11 protein-coding genes are annotated in these 24,124 nt (G+C 74.1%); 6 read left to right on the top strand and 5 right to left on the bottom strand.

Translation table 11 applies throughout. The annotated features are described in order from the left end of the window. Positions 1-4 precede the first annotated feature (4 nt). Positions 5-10,960 carry a type I polyketide synthase gene (locus CLV40_RS39415; protein WP_146108003.1) on the bottom strand — a complete coding sequence of 3,652 codons (10,956 nt, stop codon included), beginning with the start codon at positions 10,958-10,960 and terminating at the stop codon, positions 5-7. 151 nt (positions 10,961-11,111) lie between these two features. On the opposite strand from CLV40_RS39415, the gene CLV40_RS11935 reads away from it, so the two are divergent. Then, positions 11,112-12,293, top strand: a complete 1,182-nt coding sequence (locus CLV40_RS11935) for a macrolide family glycosyltransferase (protein WP_219823960.1) — start codon at positions 11,112-11,114, stop codon at positions 12,291-12,293. A gap of 13 nt (positions 12,294-12,306) precedes the next feature. Further along, complete coding sequence (locus CLV40_RS11930) at positions 12,307-13,518, top strand: macrolide family glycosyltransferase (protein ID WP_146108002.1); 1,212 nt, start codon at positions 12,307-12,309, stop codon at positions 13,516-13,518. Positions 13,519-14,137: 619 nt separating this feature from the next. On the opposite strand, the gene CLV40_RS11925 is transcribed toward CLV40_RS11930, so the two are convergent. Then, a complete protein-coding gene (locus tag CLV40_RS11925) occupies positions 14,138-15,658 on the bottom strand; it encodes an MFS transporter (protein WP_245931231.1) in 1,521 nt (506 codons plus the stop codon). A gap of 118 nt (positions 15,659-15,776) precedes the next feature. On the opposite strand from CLV40_RS11925, the gene CLV40_RS11920 reads away from it, so the two are divergent. From CLV40_RS11920 to CLV40_RS11905, 4 genes are all read left to right on the top strand, one after another. Next, positions 15,777-16,667 (top strand): LysR family transcriptional regulator, encoded by an 891-nt coding sequence (locus CLV40_RS11920; protein WP_104478948.1) that lies wholly within the window; start codon positions 15,777-15,779, stop codon positions 16,665-16,667. A gap of 310 nt (positions 16,668-16,977) precedes the next feature. Further along, positions 16,978-17,826: an FG-GAP repeat domain-containing protein gene (locus CLV40_RS11915; RefSeq protein WP_104478947.1), complete on the top strand. Its 849-nt coding sequence runs from the start codon at positions 16,978-16,980 to the stop codon at positions 17,824-17,826. 3 nt (positions 17,827-17,829) lie between these two features. Further along, on the top strand, positions 17,830-18,672 hold the full coding sequence (locus CLV40_RS11910; RefSeq protein ID WP_104478946.1) for an FG-GAP-like repeat-containing protein: 843 nt from the start codon (positions 17,830-17,832) through the stop codon (positions 18,670-18,672). 3 nt (positions 18,673-18,675) lie between these two features. Next, positions 18,676-19,236, top strand: a complete 561-nt coding sequence (locus CLV40_RS11905; RefSeq protein WP_104478945.1) for a hypothetical protein — start codon at positions 18,676-18,678, stop codon at positions 19,234-19,236. 474 nt (positions 19,237-19,710) lie between these two features. Here the strand turns inward: CLV40_RS11905 and CLV40_RS11900 are convergent, their stop codons facing one another. The 3 genes from CLV40_RS11900 to CLV40_RS11890 all read right to left on the bottom strand — a co-directional run bounded on the left by CLV40_RS11900 (position 19,711) and on the right by CLV40_RS11890 (position 24,076). Beyond that, on the bottom strand, positions 19,711-20,031 hold the full coding sequence (locus CLV40_RS11900) for a DUF4333 domain-containing protein (protein ID WP_181043453.1): 321 nt from the start codon (positions 20,029-20,031) through the stop codon (positions 19,711-19,713). An 83-nt stretch (positions 20,032-20,114) separates the two neighbouring features. Then, positions 20,115-22,526: an ATP-binding protein gene (locus tag CLV40_RS11895; protein WP_104478943.1), complete on the bottom strand. Its 2,412-nt coding sequence runs from the start codon at positions 22,524-22,526 to the stop codon at positions 20,115-20,117. Positions 22,527-22,795: 269 nt separating this feature from the next. Continuing rightward, complete coding sequence (locus CLV40_RS11890) at positions 22,796-24,076, bottom strand: COG1470 family protein (protein ID WP_181043452.1); 1,281 nt, start codon at positions 24,074-24,076, stop codon at positions 22,796-22,798. Positions 24,077-24,124: the final 48 nt, after the last annotated feature.

Here is a 24,124-nt window from a genome sequence, read left to right as displayed (position 1 = left end):
CCCGCTAGGCCGTGCCGAGCTCGTTGTCGATGAAGGCGAAGATCTCGTCGTCGTCCGCGGTGACCAGCAGGTCGTCCACACCGTCGGCGCCCGGTGGTGGCGCGAGCCGGTCGAGCAGGCCGCGCAGCCTGCCTGCGAGGGCGTCGCGGTCGGCGCCGGGGAGGCCGTCGACCAGGGCGTCGAGGTCGGCCACCGCGGCCGCGACCGGGTCGGCGGCCGGGAACACGTCGGTGGCCAGGTGGTCGGCGACGGCGCCCGGGGACGGGTGGTCGAAGACCAGCGTGGTGGTCAGGGTCCGGCCGACCGCGGTGCCCAGCCGCTGCCGGAACTCGACGGCGGTGAGCGAGTCGAAGCCCTGGTCGAGGAACCCGGTGCGGGGCGCGACGGCGTCGCGGTCGCCGTGGCCGAGGACGGCGGCGGCCACGTCGAGGACGAGCCGCAGCAGGTGGGCGCGCCGGTCGTCCCCGGTGAGCCCCGCGAGCCCGGCCAGCCGGTCCTCGACGACGACCGGCCGTGGGGCGAGGCGGGCGAACAGCGGGTGCGGCACGACGTCCGGGCCGGTGAGGTCGAGCGCGGCGGGGACCAGCAGCGCGTGGTCGGTGTCCTGGCAGCGGTCGAACAGCCGCAGGCAGTCGGCGGCGGCCATGGGGACGACGCCGAAACGGGCGAGCCTGCGCCGGTCGTTGTCGTCGAGCCGGTCCCCCATGCCCGCCTGCCAGAGTCCCCAGGCGAGGGCGAGCGCGGGACGCCCCTCGGCGCGGCGGCGGGCGGCGAGCGCGTCGACGTAGGCGTTGGCGGCGGCGTAGTTGGCCTGTCCGGGGCCGCCGACCAGGCCCGTGAAACCGGAGCACAGGACGAACTTGGACACCGGTAGGTCCCGGGTCAGCTCGTCGAGGTTGGCCGCGACCACGGCTTTGGCGCGCAGGACCCGGTCCAGCCGCTCCGGGGTGAGCCCGGTGAGCACGCCGTCGTCGAGCACCCCGGCGGCGTGCAGGACCCCGGTCAGCGGGTACTCGGCCGGGATCGCCGCGAGCACCGCGGCGAGCACGGCGCGGTCGGCGGCGTCGCAGGCCACGACCTCGGCGGCGCACCCGAGTTCGGCGAGTTCGGCGGTCGGGTCGGGGGTGCCGCTCCGGCTGAGGAGCAGGAGGCGCCGGACGCCGTGGGTGCGGGCGAGGTGGCGGGCGAACTCGCGGCCGAGCGCGCCGGTGCCGCCGGTGATGAGGACCGTGCCGCCCTGTTCCCACGGGGTGCCGGGGGTGCCCGGTCGGGCCTGGACGAGGCGCGGGGCCAGCCAGCGGCCGTCGCGCAGGGCCAGGTGGGTCTCGGTGGTGGTGAGGTCCGGCGGCGGGTGCGGGGCGTCGGCCAGCAGGACGCGGCCGGGGTGCTCGGACTGGGCGGCGCGGACCAGTCCGACGACGGCGGCCTGGTCCGGGTCGGTGTCCGCGCCGTCGAGGAGGACGACGATCCGCGCGGTGGACGAGGTGAGCAGGTCCCGCAGCCGTTCCAGGGCGTGGGTGACGTCCCGGGGGCGCAGGATCTCGGTGTGCCCGGCGCTTGCGCGGGGGTCGAGCGCCACCGGCTGCCAGTCGACCGTGAGGATCGGGGTCTGGGTGGTGGCGGTGGGGGTGTCGAGCCAGAAGCGTTCGCGCTGGAAGGGGTACGTGGGCAGGTCGACTGGGTGGGGTCGGGTGCCGTCGGCGGTGATCACGGCGGTCCAGTCGACGTCGGCGCCGTGCACGTGGAGCGCGGCGGCGGCCGTCAGGACGGCGGTCACCTCGGGGCGGGACCGGCGCTGCGCGGGCGTGACCAGCAGCGGCCGGTCGGCAGCGGAGGCGACGGCCGGGGTGAGGACGGCGTCGGCGCCCACCTCGATGACGCGGGTGACGCCCCGGTCCAGGAGCCCGGAAACGCCATCGGCGAAGCGGACGGCGGCGCGGACGTGCCGGACCCAGTAGTCGGGGTCGGTCAGGTCGGCGAGGTCACCGGTGACGTTCGACAGCACGGCGAGTGTGGGTGGGTGGTAGGTGAGGCGCTCGGCGACCGCGCGGAACTCGTCGAGCATCGGGTCCATGAGCGGCGAGTGGAAGGCGTGGCTGACCGGCAGCCGCTTCGCGCGCCGCCCGGTGAGCGCGGCGACGACGGCGTCCACCTCGGCCTCGACACCGGACACGACGACCGCGCGCGGCCCGTTGACCGCCGCGATCGACACCCCGTCGGTCAGCAGCGGCGTGACCTCGTCCTCGCCCGCCTCGACGGCGACCATCGCGCCGCCCGCCGGGAGCGCCCCCATCAGCCGCCCGCGCGCGGCGACCAGCGCGCACGCGTCGTCGAGGGACCACACCCCGGCCACGTAGGCGGCCACGACCTCGCCGATCGAGTGTCCCAGGAGGACATCGGGGCGGATTCCCCACGAGTCGAGCAGCCGGTGCAGCGCGACCTCGAAGGCGAACAGGGCGGCCTGGGTGTACTCGGTGTCGTCGAGCCGTTCGCCCGAGGCCACGGCGTCGGCGACCGGGATCGCGAACTTCCCGCACACCTCGTCGAAGGCCGCGGCGAAGACGGGGAACCGGGCGCGTAGTTCCTGGCCCATGCCCGTCCGCTGCGAGCCCTGGCCGGAGAACAGGAACGCGGTGCCGCCGGGCAGCGGCTCGTCGGCGGTGATCACCGAGTCGGTGGTCCGGCCCGCCGCCAGTGCCCGTAGTCCACGGGTGAGGTCGTCGCGGTCCGCGCCGAGCACGACCGCGCGGCGCGGCAGTCCGGCGCGGGACCTGGCCAGCGTCCACGCGCCTTCGGCCACTCCGGCCGCCGAGTCGGCGAGCCCGGTGGCCAGCTCCCGCAACGCCGTCGGGTCGGCTGCCGAGACCGGCCAGGGCAGGATACCCACTTCCTCCACAGTGGACTCATCGACGGCAGGCGCCTGTTCGAGGAGCACGTGGGCGTTGGTGCCGCTGATGCCGAACGACGACACCCCGGCCCGGCGCGGACCGTCGAACTCCCACGGCACCTCGGTGTCCAGCAGGGAGATCCCGCCCCGGGACCAGTCGATGTGCGCGGAGGGCTTCTCGGCGTGCAGGGTGCGGGGCAGGACGCCGTGCCGCATCGCCTGCACCATCTTGATCACGCCCGCGACCCCGGCCGCCGCCTGCGCGTGCCCGATGTTCGACTTCAGCGACCCCAACCACAGCGGCCGGTCGCCGTGCTCGCGGCCGTAGGTGGCCAGCAGCGCCCCGGCCTCGATCGGATCCCCGAGCCGCGTCCCGGTTCCGTGCGCCTCCACAGCGTCCACATCGGACGCCGCGAGTCCCGCGTCGGCCAAGGCCCGCCGGATCACGCGCTCCTGCGACGGGCCGTTCGGCGCGGTCAGGCCGTTCGACGCGCCGTCGGAGTTCACCGCCGAACCCCGCACCACCGCCAACACCCGGTGACCGGCCCGGAGCGCGTCCGAGAGCCGTTCGACGACGAGCACGCCCACGCCCTCGGACCAGCCGGTCCCGTCGGCGGCGTCGGAGAACGCCCGGCACCGCCCGTCCGGCGCCAGCCCGCCCTGGCGCGCGAACTCCACGAAAGCGCCCGGGTTCGACATCACGGTGACACCGCCGGTCAACGCCAGCGAGCATTCGCCGCGCCGCAGCGCCTGCACCGCCATGTGCAACGCGACCAGCGACGACGAGCACGCCGTGTCCACCGACACCGCCGGGCCCTCGGTGCCGAGCGTGTAGGCGACGCGGCCGGAGACGACGCTGGGCGCGGAGCCGGTGAGCAGGTAGCCCTCGGCGTCGGCGGCGGGCTCGTGCGCGCGGGGCCCGTAGTCCTGGTGGCTGACCCCGAGGTAGACGCCGGTCGGGGTGCCGCGCAGCGACCCCGGGTCGACGTGCGCGCGCTCCAGGGCCTCCCACGCGCACTCCAGCACGAGCCGCTGCTGCGGGTCCATGGCCCGGGCCTCGCGCGGCGAGATCCCGAAGAACCCGGCGTCGAACTCGGCCGCGTCGTGCAGGAAGCCGCCCGCGCCGGTCAGGGCCGGGTCCCAGCCGCGGTCGGTCGGGTACGGGCCGATGCCCTCGCCGCCCGCGGCGACCAGGTCCCACAGGTCGTCCGGCGAGGTGATCCCGCCGGGCAGGCGGCAGGCCATGCCGACGATCGCGACCGGTTCGTCGGCGGCGGCCCGGACCTCGACGCGCTCGGGTTCGGTGTCGGCGAGCAGGGCGAGGAGGTGGTCGGCAGCGGCCTCGGGGGTGGGGTGGTCGTAGACGAGGGTCGCGGCCAGGTTGAGTCCGGTGGCGGCGGACAGGGCGGTGCGGAACTCGACAGCGGTGAGGGAGTCGAAGCCGAGTTCCTTGAACGGGCGGATCGGGTCCACGGAGCCGTGGCCGAGGACGGCGGCGGCCTGGTCGCGCACGATCTCGGCGACGATCCGGCGGCGCTCGCCGTCCGGCGCGTCGGCCAGCCTGCCGGTCAGGGAGGCGGTGGGGGACGTGGTGAGGCGTGCTTGGTCGACGTCGGCGATCACGGTCAGCGCGGGGCCGAAGGCGCGGTCGAGGGCGCGCAGGGCGGAGTCGGGGGCCATGGGGGTGATGCCGTCGCGGCGGAAGCGGCGGGCCACGGCGTCGGCGGCGGCCATGCCCTCCCCCGCCCAGGGGCCCCAGGCGATGGCGGTACCGGGGAGGCCGCGGGCGCGGCGGTGGGCGATGAGGCCGTCGAGGTAGGCGTTGCCCGCGGCGTAGGCGGCTTGGCCGCCGTTGCCGATGACCCCGACGATGGAGGAGAACACCAGGAACAGGTCGAGGTCGTGGTCTCGGGTGGCCTCGTGCAGGTTCCGACCGCCGACGGCCTTCACGCGCACGACCTCGTCGAAGTCGTCGCGGGTGAGGTTGGCGAGTGTGCCGTCGCGCAGTACTCCGGCGGCGTGCACGACACCGCGCAGCCCGGTTCCGAGGTCGTCGACGAGCCGCTGGACGGCGTCCGGGTCGGTGACGTCGCAGGTGGCGGCCTCGACGCCGGGGATGGGGTCGGTGAGCACGCCGCGTCGACTGGCCAGAACGACCCGTGCGGCGCCCCGGTCCAGCAGCCAGCGGGCGAGGTGGCGGCCGAGCGCGCCGGTTCCGCCGGTCACCAGCACGGTTCCGCCCGTGAGGTCCGGCGGCGCCTGGGCCGGGGCCGCGCGCACGAGTCGACGGGTGAACGCGCCGGAGGACCGCACCGACACCTCGGACTTCCCAGCGGCCAGGACGTCGACGACCCGGGGCAGGCAGTCGTCGTCGGCCACGTCGACCAGACCGCCCCAGGCGGCCCCGAGTTCCAGCGCGGCGACCCGTCCGAGTCCCCGCAGCCCCGCCGAGACCGGCGACTCGCCCCGGGTCACGCACCACAGCGGCGCGTCGAGCCCACGCACGAGCGCGGCCAACTCCCATAGACCGTCCACATCGGACTCGTGCCAGCCGAGCAGCGCGACCACACCGGTCACCCCGTCGGCGTCCGGGTCGACGACCGCGGCTCCGCGTTCGGCCAGCTCGGCGCGCAGCCGGGCGGCCCACTCCGGCGGGCAGCCCGTGCCCGCGACGACCGCCCACGCCCCGGCCAGGCGTCCGGCGGGCAGGTCGATCGGTTCCCAGGTGACCTCGTGGCGCCACGCGTCCACGTCGTCACCCGGCCAGAACCTGTTGCGCTGGAAGGGATACGTCGGCAGGGCCACGCGGTGCGCGCCGAGCCCGTCGAACACCCGCGCCCAGTCGACGGCCACGCCCCGCACCCAGAGCCTGCCCACGCCGGTGAGCACGGCGGCGTCCTCGTCGAGGGAGTCCCGGACCAGCGGCGCGGGGGCAAGGTCGGCCAGCGCGCCGCTGAGCACCGCGCGCGGGCCCAGTTCCGCGACCGCGTCGACCCCGAGCGCGGCCACACCGTCGGCGAACCGAACCGGTTCGCGCACGTGCCGGACCCAGTACTCCGGGTCCACCAGCTCGTCGGTGGCCAACCGGCCGGTGACGTTCGAGACGATCGGGATTCGCGGAGTCCGGTAGGTCAGATCCCGGGCGACCGCGCGGAACTCGGCCAAGATCGGGTCCACCAGCGGCGAGTGGAACGCGTGGGACACGGTGAGCCGCTTGGTCCGGCGGCCCCGCCGCGTCCAGTGCGCGGCCAGCGCGAGCACCTCGTCCTCCGCGCCGGAGAGGACAACGGCGCCGGGGCCGTTGACGGCGGCGATCGCGACGAGCGGGGTGAGTTGGGGCGCCACCTCGTCCTCGGTCGCCGCCACCGACACCATCGCCCCGCCGGGCGGCAGCTCCCCCATGAGCCGCCCGCGCGCGGAGACCAGCGCGCACGCGTCCGCGAGTGACCAGACGCCCGCCACGTGGGCGGCGGCGATCTCGCCGATGGAGTGTCCGATGAGGACATCGGGCCGGACACCCCAGGATTCCAGCAGCCGAGCCAGCGCGACCTGGTGGGCGAAGAGCGCGGCCTGGGTGTTTCGGGTGTCGGCGAGGCCGTGGCCGGTTGCGGTGACCTCGGCGAGTCCGGGGGCGAAGTGGGAACGGATCTCGGCGAGGTGCTCGGCGAAGACCGGGAACCGCTCGGCCAGCCGTGAGCCCATCCCGGCCCGCTGCGCACCCTGCCCGGGGAACAGCAACGCGAACCTGGCGGTGCCAGTAGCGCGCCCGCGAATCGGTGTGGCGGCGCGGAAGTCGTCGGTGCCGATGAGCACGGCTCGCTCGTCCAGCGCCGCGCGGGTCGTGGCCAAGGACCAGCCGAGGTCGACCGGGGAACCGGTGGTCGCTGTCAGGCGGGAGATCTGGGTATCGAGCGCCGCGCTGTCACGGGCGGCGAGTACCCAGGGCACGGTCGCCACCACCGGTTCGGGCCGCGGCGGACTCACCGGGGCTTCCTCGAGGATGAGGTGCGCGTTGGTGCCGCTGATCCCGAACGAGGACACCCCGGCGCGGCGCGGGCGGCCGAAGTCCCACGGCACCTCGGCGCGCAGGAGTTTGACGCCGGACCACTCGACGTGCGAGGTGGGGGTGTCGGCGTGCAGGGTGCGGGGCAGGACGCCGTGCCGCATCGCCTGGATCACCTTGATCACGCCCGCGACCCCGGCCGCCGCCTGCGCGTGCCCGATGTTCGACTTGAGCGACCCCAACCACAGCGGCTGACCGGCGCGGTCGCGACCGTAGGTGGCGAGCAGGGCCCCGGCCTCGATCGGGTCGCCCAGCCGCGTGCCGGTGCCGTGCGCCTCCACAGCGTCCACATCGGACGCAACGAGTCCTGCATCGGCTAGAGCCCGGCGGATCACGCGTTCCTGTGACGGGCCGTTCGGCGCCGTCAGGCCGTTCGACGCGCCGTCGGAGTTCACCGCCGACCCGCGCACGACCGCGAGGACCTCGTGCCCGTTGGCGCGCGCGTCCGACAGCCGTTCCAGCACCAGCACGCCGACGCCCTCGGACCAGCCGGTCCCGTCGGCGTCGTCGGAGAACGCCTTGCAGCGCCCGTCGGCGGCCAGTCCGCCCTGGCGGCCGAACTCGACGAACATGCCCGGGGTGGACATCACGGTGACACCGCCCGCGAGGGCCAGGGAGCACTCGCCCCGGCGCAGCGCCTGCGCGGCCCAGTGCAGCGCGACCAGCGACGACGAGCACGCGGTGTCCACCGACACCGCCGGGCCCTCGGTGCCCAGGGCGTAGGCGACGCGGCCGGAGACCACGCTCGGCGAGCCGCCGGTCAAGGCGTGGCCGCGCTGCTCGTCGGTGACGTCGTTGAGCGGCGCCAGGTAGTCCTGACCCATGACACCGGTGAACACGCCGGTGTCCGTGCCGCGCACGGAAAGCGGGTCGATACCCGCGTGTTCCAGCGCCTCCCACGAGCACTCCAGTGCCAGGCGCTGCTGCGGGTCCATGGCCAGGGCCTCGCGCGGGGAGATCTCGAAGAAGTCCGCGTCGAAGTCGGTGGCACCGTTGAGGAACCCGCCGACGCCGGTCGCCGACCAGCCCCGGTCGGTGGGGAACGGGCCGATGCCCTCCCGGCCCGCCGCGACCAGCGACCACAGGTCGTCCGGGCCGGTCACGCCGCCGGGCAACCGGCACGCCATGCCCACCACGCACACCGGGTCGTCGTCGGCGGCCATCACGGGTGCCGCGACGACTTCCGGGGCGCCGTCGAGCAGGACGGCGAGGCGTTCGGCGACCGCGTTCGGGGTCGGGTGGTCGTAGAGCAGCGACGACGGCAGCGCCAGGCCGGTGGCGTCGGCGAGCCGGTCCCGCAGCTCCACCGCGCCGAGCGAGTCGAAGCCGAGGTCGCGGAACCGGCGGCGGGGGTCGACGTCGTCGGGGTCGGTGTGGCCGAGGACGTGGGCGACGTGCGCGCGGACGGCGTCGAAGACCTGCCCGGGGCGGAGAGTCGTCGCGGTGTCCTCGCTGGGGGTTTCGGTTGGTGTGTCGTGGAACAGGGAGTGCGTGCGGCGCTGGAACGGGTAGGTGGGCAGCGGGGTCCGGGCTTTGCCGAGGAGGGCGGGCCAGGTGATGTCCGTGCCGGAGACGTGCAGGTCGGCCAGGGCGCGCAGGGTCGACCGGAGTTCGGCGTCCGGGGCGCGCAGCGGGGTGGCGCGGACGGAATCGGACCCGACCAGGCCGGTGAGGGTGGCGCCCGGCCCGACCTCGACGAACCTGGTGACGCCCGCCTGCCGCAGGGCGGTGAGGCCGTCGTGGAAGCGGACGGCGTCGCGGGCGTGGCGGACCCAGTGGTCCGGGGTGCTCAGCTCGCCGGGGGCGGCCAGGCGGCCGAGCGAGGTCGACACGACCGGGATCGCGGGCTCGGCGTAGTCGAGGCGGGCGGCGACCTCGGCGAACTCGGCCAGCATCGGGTCCATGAGCGCGGAGTGGAAGGCGTGGCTGACCTTCAACGTCGTCGTCTTGCGGCCACGCGCGGCGAACTCGGCCACGACCCGCGCCACCGCGTCGGCCGCCCCGGAGACGACCACGGAATCCGGCGCGTTGACCGCCGCCACGTCCACCCCGGTGCCCGCGACCTCCGCTTCCGACGCCTGCACGGCCGCCATCGCGCCACCCCGGGGTAGCGCGCCCATCAACCGGCCCCGGGCGGCGACCAGGGCGCAGGCGTCGGGGAGGGACAGCACCCCGGCGAGGTGCGCGGCGGCGATCTCGCCGATCGAGTGGCCGATCAGGTAGTCCGGTTCGACCCCGAAGTGGCGCAGGGTGGCGGCGGTGGCGACCTCGACGGCGAACAGCGCGGGTTGGGTGTGCGCGGTGTCGTCGAGGTCGGTGCCCGCGAGAACCAGGTCGCGCAGGGAACGGCCGAGCAGGGGGTCCAGGTGCGTTGCGACGGCGTCGAAGGCGTCGGCGAACGCGGGGAGGCGTTCGTGCGGTTCGCGGCCCATGCCGGGGCGTTGCGCGCCTTGGCCCGGGAACAGGAACGCCAGGCCGCCTCCGGTGACCTCGCCCGTGGTGACACCGGGATGGTCCTGGCCGTCGGCCAAGGCGTTCAAGAGCCGGGCCGCTTCGTCGCCGGATTCGGCGATGACGACCGCGCGGTGGTCGAAGGTGTGCCGGTGGGTGAGGGCGGCGGCGACGCGGTTCAGGTCACCGGACTCGACCGCTCCGGCGATGGCGCGGGCCTGGGCGCGCAGGGCTCGCGGGGTGTGGGCGGAGATCGTGATCGGGGTGAGCGGGAGGTCCGGGGTGTCGACGGGTCGCGGTTCCGGCGCGGATTCGAGGACCAGGTGGCAGTTGGTGCCGCCCATGCCGAAGGAGCTGACACCGGCGAGGACCGGGCGGTCCAGGGCGCCGAGTCCGGTGTGGACTGTCAGGTTGAGCGCGTCGAGGTCGATCGCCGGGTTGGGGTCGCGGAAGTTCAGGCTGGGGGGCAGCGCTTTCCGGTCGAGCGCGAGCGCGGCCTTGAGCAGGCCGACGATGCCCGCGGCGCCTTCGAGGTGGCCGACGTTGGTCTTGGCCGACCCGACCGGCAGCGGCGCGCGCCGTCCGGCGGCCCGGCCGTAGACGGCGCCGAGGGCACCGGCCTCGACGGGGTCGCCGACGCGGGTGCCGGTGCCGTGGAGTTCGACGAAGTCGAGGTCGGCGGGGTCGACGTCGGCGGCGGCGCACGCGGCGCGCAGCAGGCGGCGCTGGGCGGCGCCGTCGGGGGTGGTGTAGGTCTCGCCGCCACCGTCGTTGTTGACCGCGCCGCCGCGCACCACGCAGTAGACGTGGTCGCCGTCGGCCAGCGCGTCGGCGAGCCGTTTGAGCACGACGACCGCGCCGCCCTCGCCGCGGACGTAGCCGTTGGCGCGGGCGTCGAAGGTGTGGCAGCGGCCGTCGGGCGACAGCGCCCCGAACTCGTGCACGCCCAACGCCGTCGCGGCGGAGAGGTTGAGGTTGACGCCACCGGCGAGGGCCAGGTCCGCGCGGCCCGCGACGAGTTCCGCCCCGGCCAGGTGCACGGCGACCAGCGACGACGACTGTCCACAGTCGACGGTGAGGCTGGGGCCGGTGAGGCCGAGCGCGTAGGAGACGCGGTTGGCGAGCGCGCCGCGGTGGGCGCCGGTGAGGCTGCCGCCCGCCGCCTGGCGCAGCAGGTGGGCGTGGTCGTCGGACATGGCGCCGAGGAGCACGGCGGTGCCGTCGGTGGACCTGGGCGGGATGCCCGCGTCCTCCAGCGCTTCCCAGGCCAGTTCCAGCGCGAGGCGGTGTTGCGGGTCCATGGCGGCGGCCTCGCGCGGGGAGATGCCGAAGAAGTCGGCGTCGAAATCCGCTACCCGGTCGAGGAAACCGCCCAGCCGCACGTGCTCGTGCGCCGCCGGGTCGAGCACGCGCTCGTCGGGCCAGCGGCCCGCCGGGACCTCGGTCACCGCGTCGCCGCCGCGCGCCAGCAGCCGCCAGAACGCCGCCGGGTCGGGCGCGGCGGGCAGCCTGCACGCCACGCCGACCACGGCGACGTCCGCGCTGCGGGGTGCTCTCATCGACGCCACGGCTCCTCGTCCGGCTCGGTGGTCACGGGTTCGCCGTTCGCTGAAGTTACGTGCTCCCGACTAGGGTTTGTGCCAACTCGACTCCCGTCCCGGCACGGCGGTTCTGGCAGTTTCCCCAGTCCGGTATGGCTTCACTTGGCCCGTGGCACCGCACCTGTTGTTCGTGCTCTACCCGGCCTACGGCCACACGCTGCCGATGGTGCCGATCATCGACCGGCTCACCCGGCGCGGCTTCCTGGTCACCGCCACGACCGGCGCCGCCATGGCCGACCGCGTCCGGGCGGCGGGCGCGCGGCCGGTCACCTACACGACGCCGCTGTCCACGTCGGCCCCGCCGGACGTGCTCGAGCCGGACGAGCTGGCCGCGCGGACCCTGCGCTACCTCGACGAGTCCCTGGCGATCGCCCCGGTGCTGGACGCGGCCTGCCCCGCGCCGCCGGACGCGGTGGTGTTCGACACGACCCTGTGGGCGCCGAGCCGGGTCGCGGCGGCGCGGTGGGGGCGGCCCGCGGTGCAGGTGGTGCCGACGTTCGCCTCGAACGAGCACTTCTCCGTGACGGACAAGCTGTCCGAACTGTCCACACCGCTCGACCCGGCCCACCCCGCGCTGGTGCGCTTCGGCGAGCGCCTGGCCGAACACGCGACCGCGGCCGGGGTCTCCCCCGCGGTCTACGCGGGCGCGGGCGAGGCGAACGTGGTCACCATCCCCCGCGAGTTCCAGATCCGCGGCGAGACCTTCGGTGACGACCACGTGTTCGTCGGCCCCTGCCTCGACCCCGCGCCGGGGACGTGGACTCCCCCGGCCGACGGTCGCCGGGTCGTGCTGGTGTCGCTGGGCACGACCGTCAACGCCCGGCCCGACTTCTTCCGCGACTGCGTCCGGGCCTTCGCGGGCTCGGACTGGCACCTCGTCCTGTCTCTCGGTGGTCGAGTGACCCCGGAGGAACTCGGCCCGCTACCGCCCGGGGTCGAGGCGCACGACTGGATCCCGCACGGCGACGTGCTGGCGCACGCGTCGGTGTTCGTGTGCCAGTCGGGGATGGGCAGCGTGCAGGAGGCGCTGCACCACGGTGTACCGCTGGTGGTGGCGCCGCACCACCCGGAGCAGCGCGCCAACGCGGACCGGATCGCCGAACTCGGCCTCGGCGAGGTCCTGCACCGGCACACCGTGACCGGCGACCTGGTGCTGGCCGCGACGACCGCCGTGGCCGCCGACGCCGCGCTGCGCGCCCGGGTGCTGCGCATGCGCGACCACATCCGGGCTGCCGGGGGCGCCGACCGCGCCGCCGACGCCATCGCCGCCCACGTGTCGACCAGGGTCTGAGAGGAACGCCGACGTGGACCGTCCACCCCATGTGCTGTGCGCGCTGTACCCCGCGATGGGGCACCTGCTGCCGACGCTGCCGGTGATCGAGGAGCTGGTCCGCGCGGGCTGCCGGGTGACCGCGACGGTGTCGCCGGAGATCGAGGACCGGGTGCGGTCCCTGGGCGCGTCGACGGTCCGCTACCGGACACCGCTGGACGCGCGGCTGCCCGACTACACGACGTACCCGAGGTTGGCGGAGGCCATCGCGGTCCTGCTGGACCAGATCCTGGGCGTGTCCCCGGTCATCGACGAGGCCGGGCTGGACCGGCCGGACGTCCTGGTGCACGACATCGCGCTGGCCGTACCGGGGCGGGTGCTGGCGGCCAAGTGGGGCGTCCCGAACGCGCGGGTGCTGCCCATCTTCGCGTCCAACGAACACTTCTCCATCGACGCCGAGTTCGCGAAACTGGCCGCCCCGCCCCCACCGGACGCGCCCCCGCACCCGGCCGTGACCCGCTACAACCGCCGCCTCGTGGACTACCTGGAAGGCCACGGGCTCTCCGACGACGCCGCCGGCGCGGCCCTGGCCGGAACCGGCGAACTGAGCGTGGTCTTCCTACCGCGCGAGTTCCAGATCGCCGCGGACACCTTCGGCGACGACCACGTGTTCGTGGGCCCCAGCGTGTCCACCCCCGTGGGCGGGTGGGCCCCACCCCCGGACGCCGGACCGGTGGTGCTGATCTCGATGGGGACGTCGACCTTCTACCCGCCGGAGTTCTTCGCCGACTGCGCGCGGGCCTTCGAGGGCTCACCGTGGCACGTGGTGATCGCGCTGGGCAGCCAGGTGTCACCCGCCGAGTTGGGGCCGCTGCCCGCGAACGTCGAGGTGCACCCGTGGATCCCGGTCGGCGAGGTGCTGAGGCACGCGTCGGCGTACCTGTGCCAGGGCGGGCTCAGCGGGGTGATGGAGTCGGTGCACCACGGGACACCGATGGTGGTGGTGCCCCACCAACCCGAACAGATCACCAACGCCCGGCGGGTCGAGGAACTGGGCGTGGGGTTGGTGCTGGAGGAGGCGTCCGTGACGCCTGCGCGGATCAGGCAGGCCGTGGACCGGTTGCGGGACAAGCCCGACATCGCCCCACGCCTGGCCGCCCTGCGGGAAGCCGGGGCGCGCGCGGGCGGGGCCGTCCGAGCCGCCCAGGCCATCCGCGACCACGCCTTGGTCACCGCTAGACCCTGACGACGAGAACCGTTCGCTTGGCCGCGCTCCACAAGGCTGTCAAACCCCCGCAGCCAACGCAGACCCGACTCCAACCCGCCGCCCCGAACCCGCTTCGTCGCGCGCGACCCCGGCCCCAGAGCAGCCCCCACCACTCCACTGGGGGACGGCCCTGCTCCAGTCCAGTCGGAGAAGCGAGCAATTCGGCGGTTGGCGAAGGGGCTGTGGATGGATCGGCGGTATGTGGACAACCACGTTCTGGCGATTTGCGGTGAAAAGCCCGGCTGCGGGCAAGGTTTCACCCGCGCGAGGGACAAGAGTCGTGGCTGCGGCAACTGCCTCGCGGCACAGCCGCCGATTGCGAGCGGGGCAAGAGGGCGTGGCGGGCGGCGGGTGGGCGCTTGGCGCCGCGACACGCGGGCCGGCGACCAGTCAGCCCGCAGGTACACCACGCCCGACCACAATCCGAGCTATCCGAACGGCCGACCGCACCCGGCTGATGGCGACCACCGGCGGACAGCGCCGTCGACTGACCCAGACCCACCAGTCGCGCCAGGCAGCCGTACACCCGACACCGTGTAGTAGGCGGCGAGCCCTCTTGACGGTATTCCCAGTCGATCCTCAACACCGGGCCAGTCCATCAACTCCGCTGCCCCGCGGCAACCGACTTCCGCGCGGACCACGCGAGTTGCGCGGTCACCACCGCACCAGCGACCAGGGTGATGATCGCGATGACACGCATGGCGGCGTTGGCGCCACTTCCGAACGCTTCCAACACCTGCGCCCTCAGCGGTGCCGACGTGCCCGCCGCGCGCAGTGCCTCCGCGACCGTGTGCGGGCCGTGGCGGAGGGGTTCGGGCAGGGCGGAGACGAAGTGGCCGGTCAGGATCGTGCCGATGACCGCGACCCCCAGCGCGCTGCCGAACTCGCGCGTGGTCGCCTGGAGGCCGGCGCCGATGCCCGCCTTCTCCGGCGGCAGCGACGTTGCGATGCTGGTCGTCAGCACGGGCAACGCCAACGCGACGCCAACACCGATGACCACAAGCCACAGTCCATAGTAGACGTACGGCGAGTTCGCCGCGCACGTCGACAACCCGAACAGCCCCACGCTGATCGTCCCGAACGCCGCCGCCACCGAGCGCGTCGCGCCCAGTCGGGCGGTCAGACCCGGCACGACCCGGGCACCCGCCAGGATCGGGATGGTCAGCGGGATGACGGCGAGGCCGGTGGTCAGGACGTCGAAACCCATGCCGTACCGGAGGAACGTGGCATTGACGTAGAACAGCGCGAACATGCCGAAGAACGCGGCCGTCATCCCCAGGCACCCTGTGCGCAACTCGGCGATGCGGAACAGGCGAGGGTCGAGCAGCGGGTGCGCGCTGCGCAACTCGACGACCACCCACACCCCGAACAGCAACACCGCCGCCACGAACGCACCGATGACGGTCACGCTGCCCCATCCGCTCTCCGGCCCCTGGATGACACCGACCAGCAGCGCCAAGGTCGCCAGTGTCACCAGGACGGTGCCCGCCGGGTCGAGCCGGTGCGGGTTGCGGTCGGTGCGGGGCGCGCGCAGCGCCGCCCAGCCCGCGCAGACCACGGCCAACGGCACGACCGCGGCGAACAGCCACCGCCACGACCCGGCCGCGAGCACGGCGCCGCCGCCGACATTGCCCAGCACGCCACCCGCGCCGGTGGACGCCGCCCACACGCCGATCGCCTTCGCGCGCCGCGGCCCGGGGGTCGCGTTGATCAGGATCGCGAGGCTGTTCGGCACCACGCACGCCGCCCCGGCGCCCGCGAGCCCGCGCCCGATCAGCATGACCGGCACGGACGTCGACACCGCAGAGACCGCCGCGCCCACGGCGAGCAGCCCGAGGCCGGACAGCAGGACTCCCTTGCGCCCCAAGCGGTCCCCGAGCGCACCGCAGGGGATCACCAGACACGCGAACAGGGCCACATAGGAGTCGACGACCCACAGCAGTTCCGCCGAGGACGGTCGCAGCGCGCTCGCCGCCAGGTCCGGCACGGCCAGGTTGATCGCGGCGACGAACGCCAGCACCAGCATCGTCGCCGCGCACATCACGGCGAGCACGGCGCCGGGCGACGAGCCGCGGGCGGCCGGTGGGCGCGCGGCGGACAGGACGGTTTTCGTGGTCACGGAAGACACCTCGATCGAGAACGGGGGACGCGGGTTGATTCCGCGCCACCAACGTAAGTCGCGGCGACTTGTGCGTCCAGTGCAAAGATCGCAATCGACAGTTGTCTAGAATGCAACCATGGGCGATTTCGACCTCAACCTGCTGAAGGTGTTCGACGCGCTCGTCGAGGAGGGCAGCGTGACCGGCGCCGCCGAGCGGCTGAACCTGTCCACCCCCGCCGCCAGCCGCGCGCTCGGCAGGCTGCGGCGGGCGCTGGCCGACCCGATTTTCGTGCGCGCCGGTCGGGGCGTGGTGCCGACACCGTTCGCGCTGCGGACCGCGCCGAAGGTCCGGTCGCTGCTGGAGGCGGCGGAGGCGCTGCTGAGCGACCGGCCGGGCTTCGACCCGGCGCGCCTCACCCGGTCCTTCGCGATCCGGGTCAACGACGGCCTGACCGCCACCCTCGCCCCGGCGCTCCTGCGGCGCGTGCGCGCGGCGGCGCCCCAGGTGGTGGTGCGGTTCGTGGGCGAGGGCACCGAGGACGTGGAGTCGCTGCGCAACGGCGCGGTGGACCTCGACGTCGGCGCGGGCCCGCCGGCGGCGGCGGACCTGCGCGGCGAACTGCTCTACGAGGAACGGGTCGTGGGCGTGGTGTCGGCGTCCTCTCCGCTCGTGGCCGAGCCGACCCTGGCGCGGATCTGCGCGCACCCGCACGTGTCGTCGTCGCGGCGGGGCAGGCCGCACGGCCCCTTCGACGCCGCGCTGACCGAGGCCGGGTACCGGCGCCACGTCGCGACCGTGGTGGCGTCGCCGGTGGTCGCGGCCGCGCTGGCGGCGGAGAGCGATCTCGTCGCCCTGGTCCCGGAGCGCCTGGCCAGGCACCTGGCGGACCGCCTGGGGGTGGTGTGGTTCCCGCTGCCGGTCCCGGTGCCGCCGATCGTCATCCACCAGCAGTGGCACGCGCGGTTCGACGAGGACCCGGCGCACGAGTGGCTGCGGGAACAGGTGGTGGCGGCGACCGAGAGTTGATCAAGGGACGCCTCCGGCCCCCGGTATCCACGCTACCGACGGGCACCGACGGTCCCGGGCGAAGATGATCAAGCCGGTGGACAACCGGTTCCGCGCCGGTGCGGAACCGCCGGCCAGGGCGTGGCGACCTGCGCGGATACACCGGTGGCGAACCAGCCGGGTCCGTTTGCCCGTATGACGTACGGGCTTTTGTCGTCAGTCCGGGGGCCGGTCGGAGTCACTGCGGGTGAGGCGGCGAACACGGAGCCCGCCGACGGCGATCACCCAGGCGGACGGCCGCGACTGGCGCGCGCCCGACAAGGGGAGCCCCATGCACAAACCACGACTGGTGGTCCTGGCCGCCGTCGCCGCGGTGGTGGCCGCGGCGGTGGCGCCCGCCACCGCCGCCGCGGAGCCGAACCTGCGCATCTTCCGGGGGGACGTCAACGGCGATCGGATCGTCGACCAGGTCCTGCCCGCCAACGAGGCGGGCGGCGGGCAGCACCGGCCCTGCGTGCTCAGCATCTCCCTGGGCAAGCCCGACGGCACCCTGGGCAAGCCCAAGGACTACAGCTACGACTCGCCGCGCACCAGCGCGCCCTTCTGCCCCGACATGGGGGTCGTGGCCGACCTGCGCGGCGACGGCAAACCCGACATGATCACCACCGGCTTCCAGTGGTACGAGGGCGGTTTCCTGACGCTGCGCCTGGCGCAGGGCAAGGTCAAGGTGACCGGCCTGTACCCGGGACTGTCCTTCCCCAGCACCATCCGCACGACCGACTTCAACGGCGACGGCCTGCCCGACGTGTGGTCCTCCAGCGACGAGAGCATGGAGGTGCGCTCGTTCCACAGCACCCCCGACGGCGCCATCGTGCCCGGCACGATCTCCGGCTGCTCCTCCGAGCCGGTCCCCCAGCACTTCCTCGCCGACTTCGACGGCGACGGCGGCCAGGACATGCTGCTGTCCCGGCGCTGCGAGTTCGCCTACTGGGCGGCGGAACTGCAGTTCGGCAGCGGCAAGGCGGCGATCACCTTCGCCAAGGGGCAGGACAACTACGAGGTGTACGTCACCGACATCGGGTCCGACGGCGTCCCGGACATCGGCCTCATCTCGCACGTACCCCAGTTGCGGGTGCAGCACTTCCGCAACGACGGCGCGGGCAACTTCACGGAGGTGTGAACCATGGTGAGACGACCGGCGGTCCTGGCCGCCGTGGCCGCGACGGTGGCGGCGGTGCTCATGCCCGCCACCGCGTCCGGCGAACCGAACCTGCTCGCCTTCCGAGGGGACGTCAACGGTGACCACGTCGTCGACCGGGTCACCCCCGCCGTCGAACCCGGCGGGGGCAAGAAGCCCTGTGTGTTCGCCATCGAGCTGGGCAGGCCCGACGGGACCCTGGGTCCGTCGAAGGACTACGCCTTCGACTCGCCGCGCACCGGGGCCCCGTACTGCCCCAACCTGGGTGTTGTGGCCGACCTGCGCCGGGACGGCAAACCCGACGTGATCACCACCGGTATCCAGTGGTACGAGGGCGGCATCCTGACGCTGCGCCTGGCGCACGACAAGCTCAAGGTGACCGGCCTGTACCCGGGGGTGGGGTTCCCCAGCACCATCCGCTCGGCGGACTTCAACGGCGACGGTTACCCGGACGTGTGGTTGTCGAGCGACGCGAGCCGGGAGATCAGGTCGTTCCACAGCACCCCCGAGGGCACCATCGTGCCCGGCACCATCACCGCCTGCTCGTCGGACCCGATCCCGCAGCACGTCATCACCGACTTCGACGGCGACGGCGGCGACGACATCCTGCTGTCGCGGCGCTGCGACTTCTCCGGCTGGACCGCGGAGATCCGGTTCGGCAGCGGCAAGGCGCCGGTCGTGTTCGCCCAGGGGTTCGACAACTTCGAGGTGTTCAGCGTCGACATCGACAACGACCGCGACCCGGACGTCGGCCTGATCTCCCACGTGCCCCAGTTGCGGGTACAGCACTTCCGCAACGACGGCGCCGGAAACTTCACGGAGGTATGAGCCATGGCCACGAGACGGATCCTCGGCGTCCTCGGCGCCACCGCGGCGCTCACCCTGACCCTGGTGTCCCCGGCGAGCGCGGGCGCGCGCAACGCCCCGTTCTCCGGTGACGTCGACGGCGACGGACTGGCCGACGTGGTCACCCTCGGCCCCGAGGGCTCGACCTGCTCGCTGACGATCGCCCACGGCCTGCCCGGCGGCGGGTACGGCACCGCGACCACCTACACCTACCCGAATCCGACCACGGGCCCGCTGTGCGGCGACATGGGCGAGGTCGTCGACCTCGGCGGTGACGGCACCAACGAGATCGTGACCACCGACTACGACGCGTACAGCACCTCGGACGCCTTCTACGTGCTGCGCCAGACCGGCCCGACGACGGTGGCGGTCATCAGCAAGCAGTACGGGGACATCATGCCGAACATCATCTGGCAGCGGGACTTCAACCACGACGGCCGCGTGGACATCTGCACGTGGACCGACCAGGGCCTGGGCGTCAACTACTACCTCAACACCGAGTCCGGCGGGCTGTCGTGGATCTACGACGACCCGGGTGGCTGCTAGGCCACACCCGCGCGACGACACGGGTTACCCCGTGGTCGCGGCCCCTGGGCGGGGGCCGCGACCACCCGCGCCGTCGCCGACTCGGGGGCGCCGTCGCCCAGCGACCGCACGGCGTGATCGTCCGTGGCGGACACCAACTAATCCCACGCCGACAGGTCGCCCCGGTCGTCGCGGAGGGACTGGCGGGCCAGTTCGAACAGCCGCCGGACGAGCACGTGGCGCGCGCCCACCGCGCGCGCCTTGTCGGCGATCCACCGGCTCCGGGACGAGCACCGCGGCGCTCAGCAGCGCCACCGACCACTGGTCATCCATAAAGGACAGTCCGGCGGCGGCTACCGCGGCCCGAACCTCGACGCTGTGGGCGTCGCCCCGTGCGGGCGCGACCCAACCGGTAGTCGCACGGCCGAGGGCGGCCCGGACTCGATCAGGGCGCGCAGCTCGGCGGGCAGGCGGCCCGTCGAGCCTTTCCGACCGCTACTCGGGCAACGAGACCTCGTACTCGCCCTCGGTGTCGCGGTTCGTGACGACGACCGTCTTGCGCGCGCCGTTGATCCGCACGTCGCAGCGGAAGGAGTAGCCCTTGACCACCGGCTGGTCCTCGGGGCAGCTGATCTCCCCAACCCCGTCGACCCGGTAGTTCTCCTCCAGGATCGACCTGACGCCGTCCTCGACAGCGGACGCGTCGAACACCCGGCGTTCGGCGGTGGCCCCGGGGGCCGGGAGCGGCAGCCCCGCGACCGCGCTCGTGCACCCCGCCACCGCCCCGACCCCGCAGATCCCGACGACCAGTGCCACCGCGCGATCCACTCTCAAGCGCCACTCCGCTCGGCCGGGGCGCCGCTCTGGGTCGGCGCCGACGGCAGAAGATCCTAATGGCACTAGCCGGTGCGGGTGGCGGCGGTCTCGACCTCGGCCAGGCGGTCGGCGAGCGCCCGCGACTCCGGGGTGTTGACCCGCGCGCACAGCTCCTTGGCCTGGGCCCGGTGCGCCGCGGCGAGCCCCGGTTCGGCCGCCGAGACCACCTGGGCCAGCTGGTCGAGCACCCGCGCGTGGTGCCACGGTTCCGCGGTCTCGGTCAGCACGGACCGCGCGGTCTCCAGGTGGCGGCGGATCGCCGCCGGGTCCGGGGTGCAGCGGGCGCGGCCGAACGCGGCCAGGCCCTCCACGTGCGGGTAGTTGGCCGCGGCGGCCAGGGCCTGCGACTCGCGGAAGGTGTCGTCGGCGGCGCCCAGGTCGCCCGCGGCCTCGTGGGTGTCGGCCAGCCGCAGCAGCGCGACGGCGAGCAGGTTCCCGTGCGGGCGCATCCGCGGCGCGCGGAAGAACGCCACGGTCTGGCCGTGCGCGTCGACCGCGCCCGCGTAGTCGCCGAGCTCGTGCAGCGCCAGGCCGAGGATCGACAGCGCGATGTACTTGCCCAGGTCGTCGCCGAGCTCGTCGAACAGGGCGATGGCCGGGCGGATGTACTCGGCGGCCTCGACCGCGCGGCCCTGCACCAGCTCGGTGCGGCCGCAGTACTGCAGCGCCCACGCCTCCTCGTTGCGGTCGCCGGTCTCGCGGGCGGCGCGCCAGGCCCGTTCGTGCACCGCCAGTGCCTCCGCGAGCCGGGTGCGGGTCAGGGTCAGCGCCCAGCCGAGGAAGTTGAGCTGCACCGCCTCGTCGCGCCGCCGGTGCAGCGCGCGGGCCGCGGTGACGCCGTAGCCGAACACCTCGCGCCACAGGTCGGCCTCCGGGCGGACCTCGGAGTACCAGTGCATGGCGCGGGCGAACTCCAGCACCTCGGCGTAGCGGCCCACCTTGGTGCCCGCGCGCGCGGCGGCCAGCCAGCGGGGCCGTTCCGCGTCCAGCCACTCCAGCGCCTCCGCCGCCGTGCGCACGATCCCGACCCGGGTCTCCTCGCCCTGCCCCGACCCGGGCGGGGACAGCAGGAAGCCCGCCTCGGTGGCGGCGCGCAGCACCCAGCCGATCATCCGGGACTCGACGGCGGCGATCCGCTCGGGCGCGTCCTCCAGGGCCAGCCGCTCGCCCGCGAACACCCGCAGCAGGTCGTGCGGGGTGTAGCGGCCGGGGCTCAGGCCGGGTTCCAGCAGGCTGGCGTCCACCAGTTCCTCCAGCCTGCGCTCGGCGGTGTCGACGTCGGTCTCGGCCAGCACCGCGACCAGGTCGGCGGGCACCTCCGGCGGCGGCACCAGCGACAGCAGCCGGAACACCTCGCGGGTGTTGCGGTCGCAAAGCCGGTAGGACACCTCGAACGCGGACCGGACCTGCAGGTCTCCCGCGGTGAGCGCGGTCAGCCTGCGGCGCTGGTCCTCCAGGTGCGCGACCAGGTGCGCGACGTGCCAGCGCGGGCGGGTGGCCAGCCGGTTGCCCGCGATGCGCAGCGCCAGCGGCAGGTGACCGCACAGCTCGGCCACGCGCGCGACCGCGGCGGGCTCGGCGGCGGCGCGCTGCTCGCCGATGATCGACACCAGCAGCCGCTCGGCGGCCTCCGCGCGCAGCACCTCCAGCGGCACGCGGGCGGTCACCTCCAGCCCGGAGAGCATCCGCCTGCTGGTCACCAGCACCAGGCAGGCCGCGCTGCTGGGGATCAGCGGCCGCACCTGGGCCTCGTCGGCGGCGTTGTCCAGCACGAGCAGCATCCGCCGGTCGCGCAGCAGCGCGCGGTAGAGACCGGCGCGCTCCTCGACGCCGTCGGGCAGCGCGGACTCCTTGATCCCGAGCGCGACCAGGAACCGGCCCAGGGCCTGCTCGGCGGTCAGCGGGTCGGGGTCCATGCCACGCAGGTTCACGAAGAAGCAGCCGTCGGGGAAGCGCTCGACCAGCCGGTGACCGGCGTGCACGGCGAACGCGGTCTTGCCGACGCCGGGGGCGCCGTGCACGGTCAACACGGCCGCGCGGTGCGTCCTGGGGTGCCCGTCGACCAAGCGCAGCACGCGGGCGAGTTCGCCGTCGCGGCCCGCCAGCTCCACCTCGGGCGGCAGCTCGCGCAGCGGCCGGTCGACGACGGCGGGCACCTCCGGCTCGTCGTCCGGTTCGGCGTGGATCGGCTGGTAGCCGCCGCTGCCGAGGAACTCGGCGAGGTCGGCGCCGGAGAGCGCGAGCGCGGCGGCGAGCGCCTGGCAGGTCCGCCGCTGCGGCCGCCGCACCCGGCCGCGTTCCAGGTCGCTGATCGAGCGGGTGCTCACCCCGGCCTTCTCGGCCAGCTCCTCCTGGGTGAGCCCGGCCGCGTGCCGGTGCCGGGTGAGCAGCCCCGCGTACGTCGTGTCCCGCGGGCCCGCCGGACCTGCTGCCATCGGACCGTTCGACATCGAACCCCCTGCTCCCATCGCCCGGGTCCCACCCCGCACCGATGGTGCCGAAGGTAGGCGGCCACGCCACACCCCCGATCGGGGGGCGGCCTGTGTGACCTACACGGGTGAAGGCGATAAGCGGTTCGACAGAAACCAACACAATTTCTGCCGGTCGATCTTCATGGTCGCGGGGGGCGGCCGGTGGTTGTCTCAGTGGGGCACCTGGGGGTGTGCGTTGGGGAACCGGGGAGGGTGTGCGGATGTCGACGGGGTTAGCGGGTGGGCAGGTCCCTGAGTTCCCCGCTGACGTTGAGCACCTCGACGCAGGTCTGCGCCTGGCGGCCGGAGGCGGGGGTACCCGGGCGGTCGCAGGAGACGTTGGCGGTGACCGCGCCGTTCTCGGTGATCTCGATCGGGGTCACCCAGTGGTAGTCCTGGTTGCGGAAGGTCTCCAGCGCGATGGTGGTGATCACCCGGTCGCCGAAGACGACGGTGAGCACGCCCTCGTCGCCCTGGAAGTTGGCGAGCACCAGGTCGGTGATGAGGAACGTCTTGCCGGGGGGCACGACGTAGGTGCCGCTGCCCGCGGTGCCGCCGCCGGTGCGGACCTCGACGGTGCCGGAGCTCTGCCTGCTGACCCCGCCGCCGGTGCCCCCGGGGGTGCCGCCGGGCTGCGCGCCGCCGGGCGCGCCGGGCTGCTGGGCCTGGCCCGGATCCCCGATCACGGCCGGGTTGGACGGTCCGGGTTGCAATTGTCCGTCCTGCACCATTTCCTGCGCCTTGTTCTCGGCGGCCTGTTCGGCGGCCTCCCGGGCGGAGCTGCGGACCGCGGGCCGCACCAGGGTGAACCACAGCAGCAGCAACGCCACGAGCAGGGCCAGCAGGGCGAGCAGCCACCGGGGCAGCAGCGCCATGCGGACCAGTTCCCCGGTCAGCTCGCGCGACTCGCCCTCGGCGGTCGTCGCGGTGACCCGCACCGGGTAGGTGGTGGACTTGCCGAACCAGACGATCCCGCGCGTGCGGACCCGCAGCGTGGCCGCGCCCTCGTCCTGGGGGCGCAGGTCCACGGTGGTCGGGGTGACCCGCACCCTCGGGTCGTCGCCGGTGTCGGCGGGGGTCAGGGTGACGGTGGTGGGCGAGTTGCCGCGGTTGGCCAGTTCGACCTGGTAGCGCGCGGAACGCCAGGTGCGCCTGCGGGTCGGGCGCAGCCCGGCGTCGAGGGACCCGAACGGTTCCACGACGACGGTGGTCTCGGGCACCGTGACCAGCTCGGGGTGTTCGACCGGCAGCACCCGGATGCCGAGCGGGTTCTCCCCCGCGCGGACGTCGGCGGTGCGCGGCGGGCGCAGACGCACGGTGACCCTCTCGGCCGTGCCGGGGTACAGCGACAACCGTTCGGGTTCCACGGTCGCCCACGCCGCGCACGGACCGACCGGTTCGAAGGTGTACGCCTCGACGATGTCGGTGTCGTTGCGCACCGTCAGCGTCGTGGTGGCCTCGCTCCCGGGGACCACGGTCACCGTCGGGAACTCCAGTTCAGCCGAAGTCGTCACCCGTAGAACGCTAGGTACGCCCGTACCGCGCGGACAGGGCGCGGCGGG

The organism is Actinokineospora auranticolor, from assembly GCF_002934265.1.
GTDB classification, from domain to species: domain Bacteria; phylum Actinomycetota; class Actinomycetes; order Mycobacteriales; family Pseudonocardiaceae; genus Actinokineospora; species Actinokineospora auranticolor.
The sequence above is the reverse complement of the archived record's forward strand: the minus strand, read 5'-3'. Positions and strand labels throughout refer to the sequence as shown.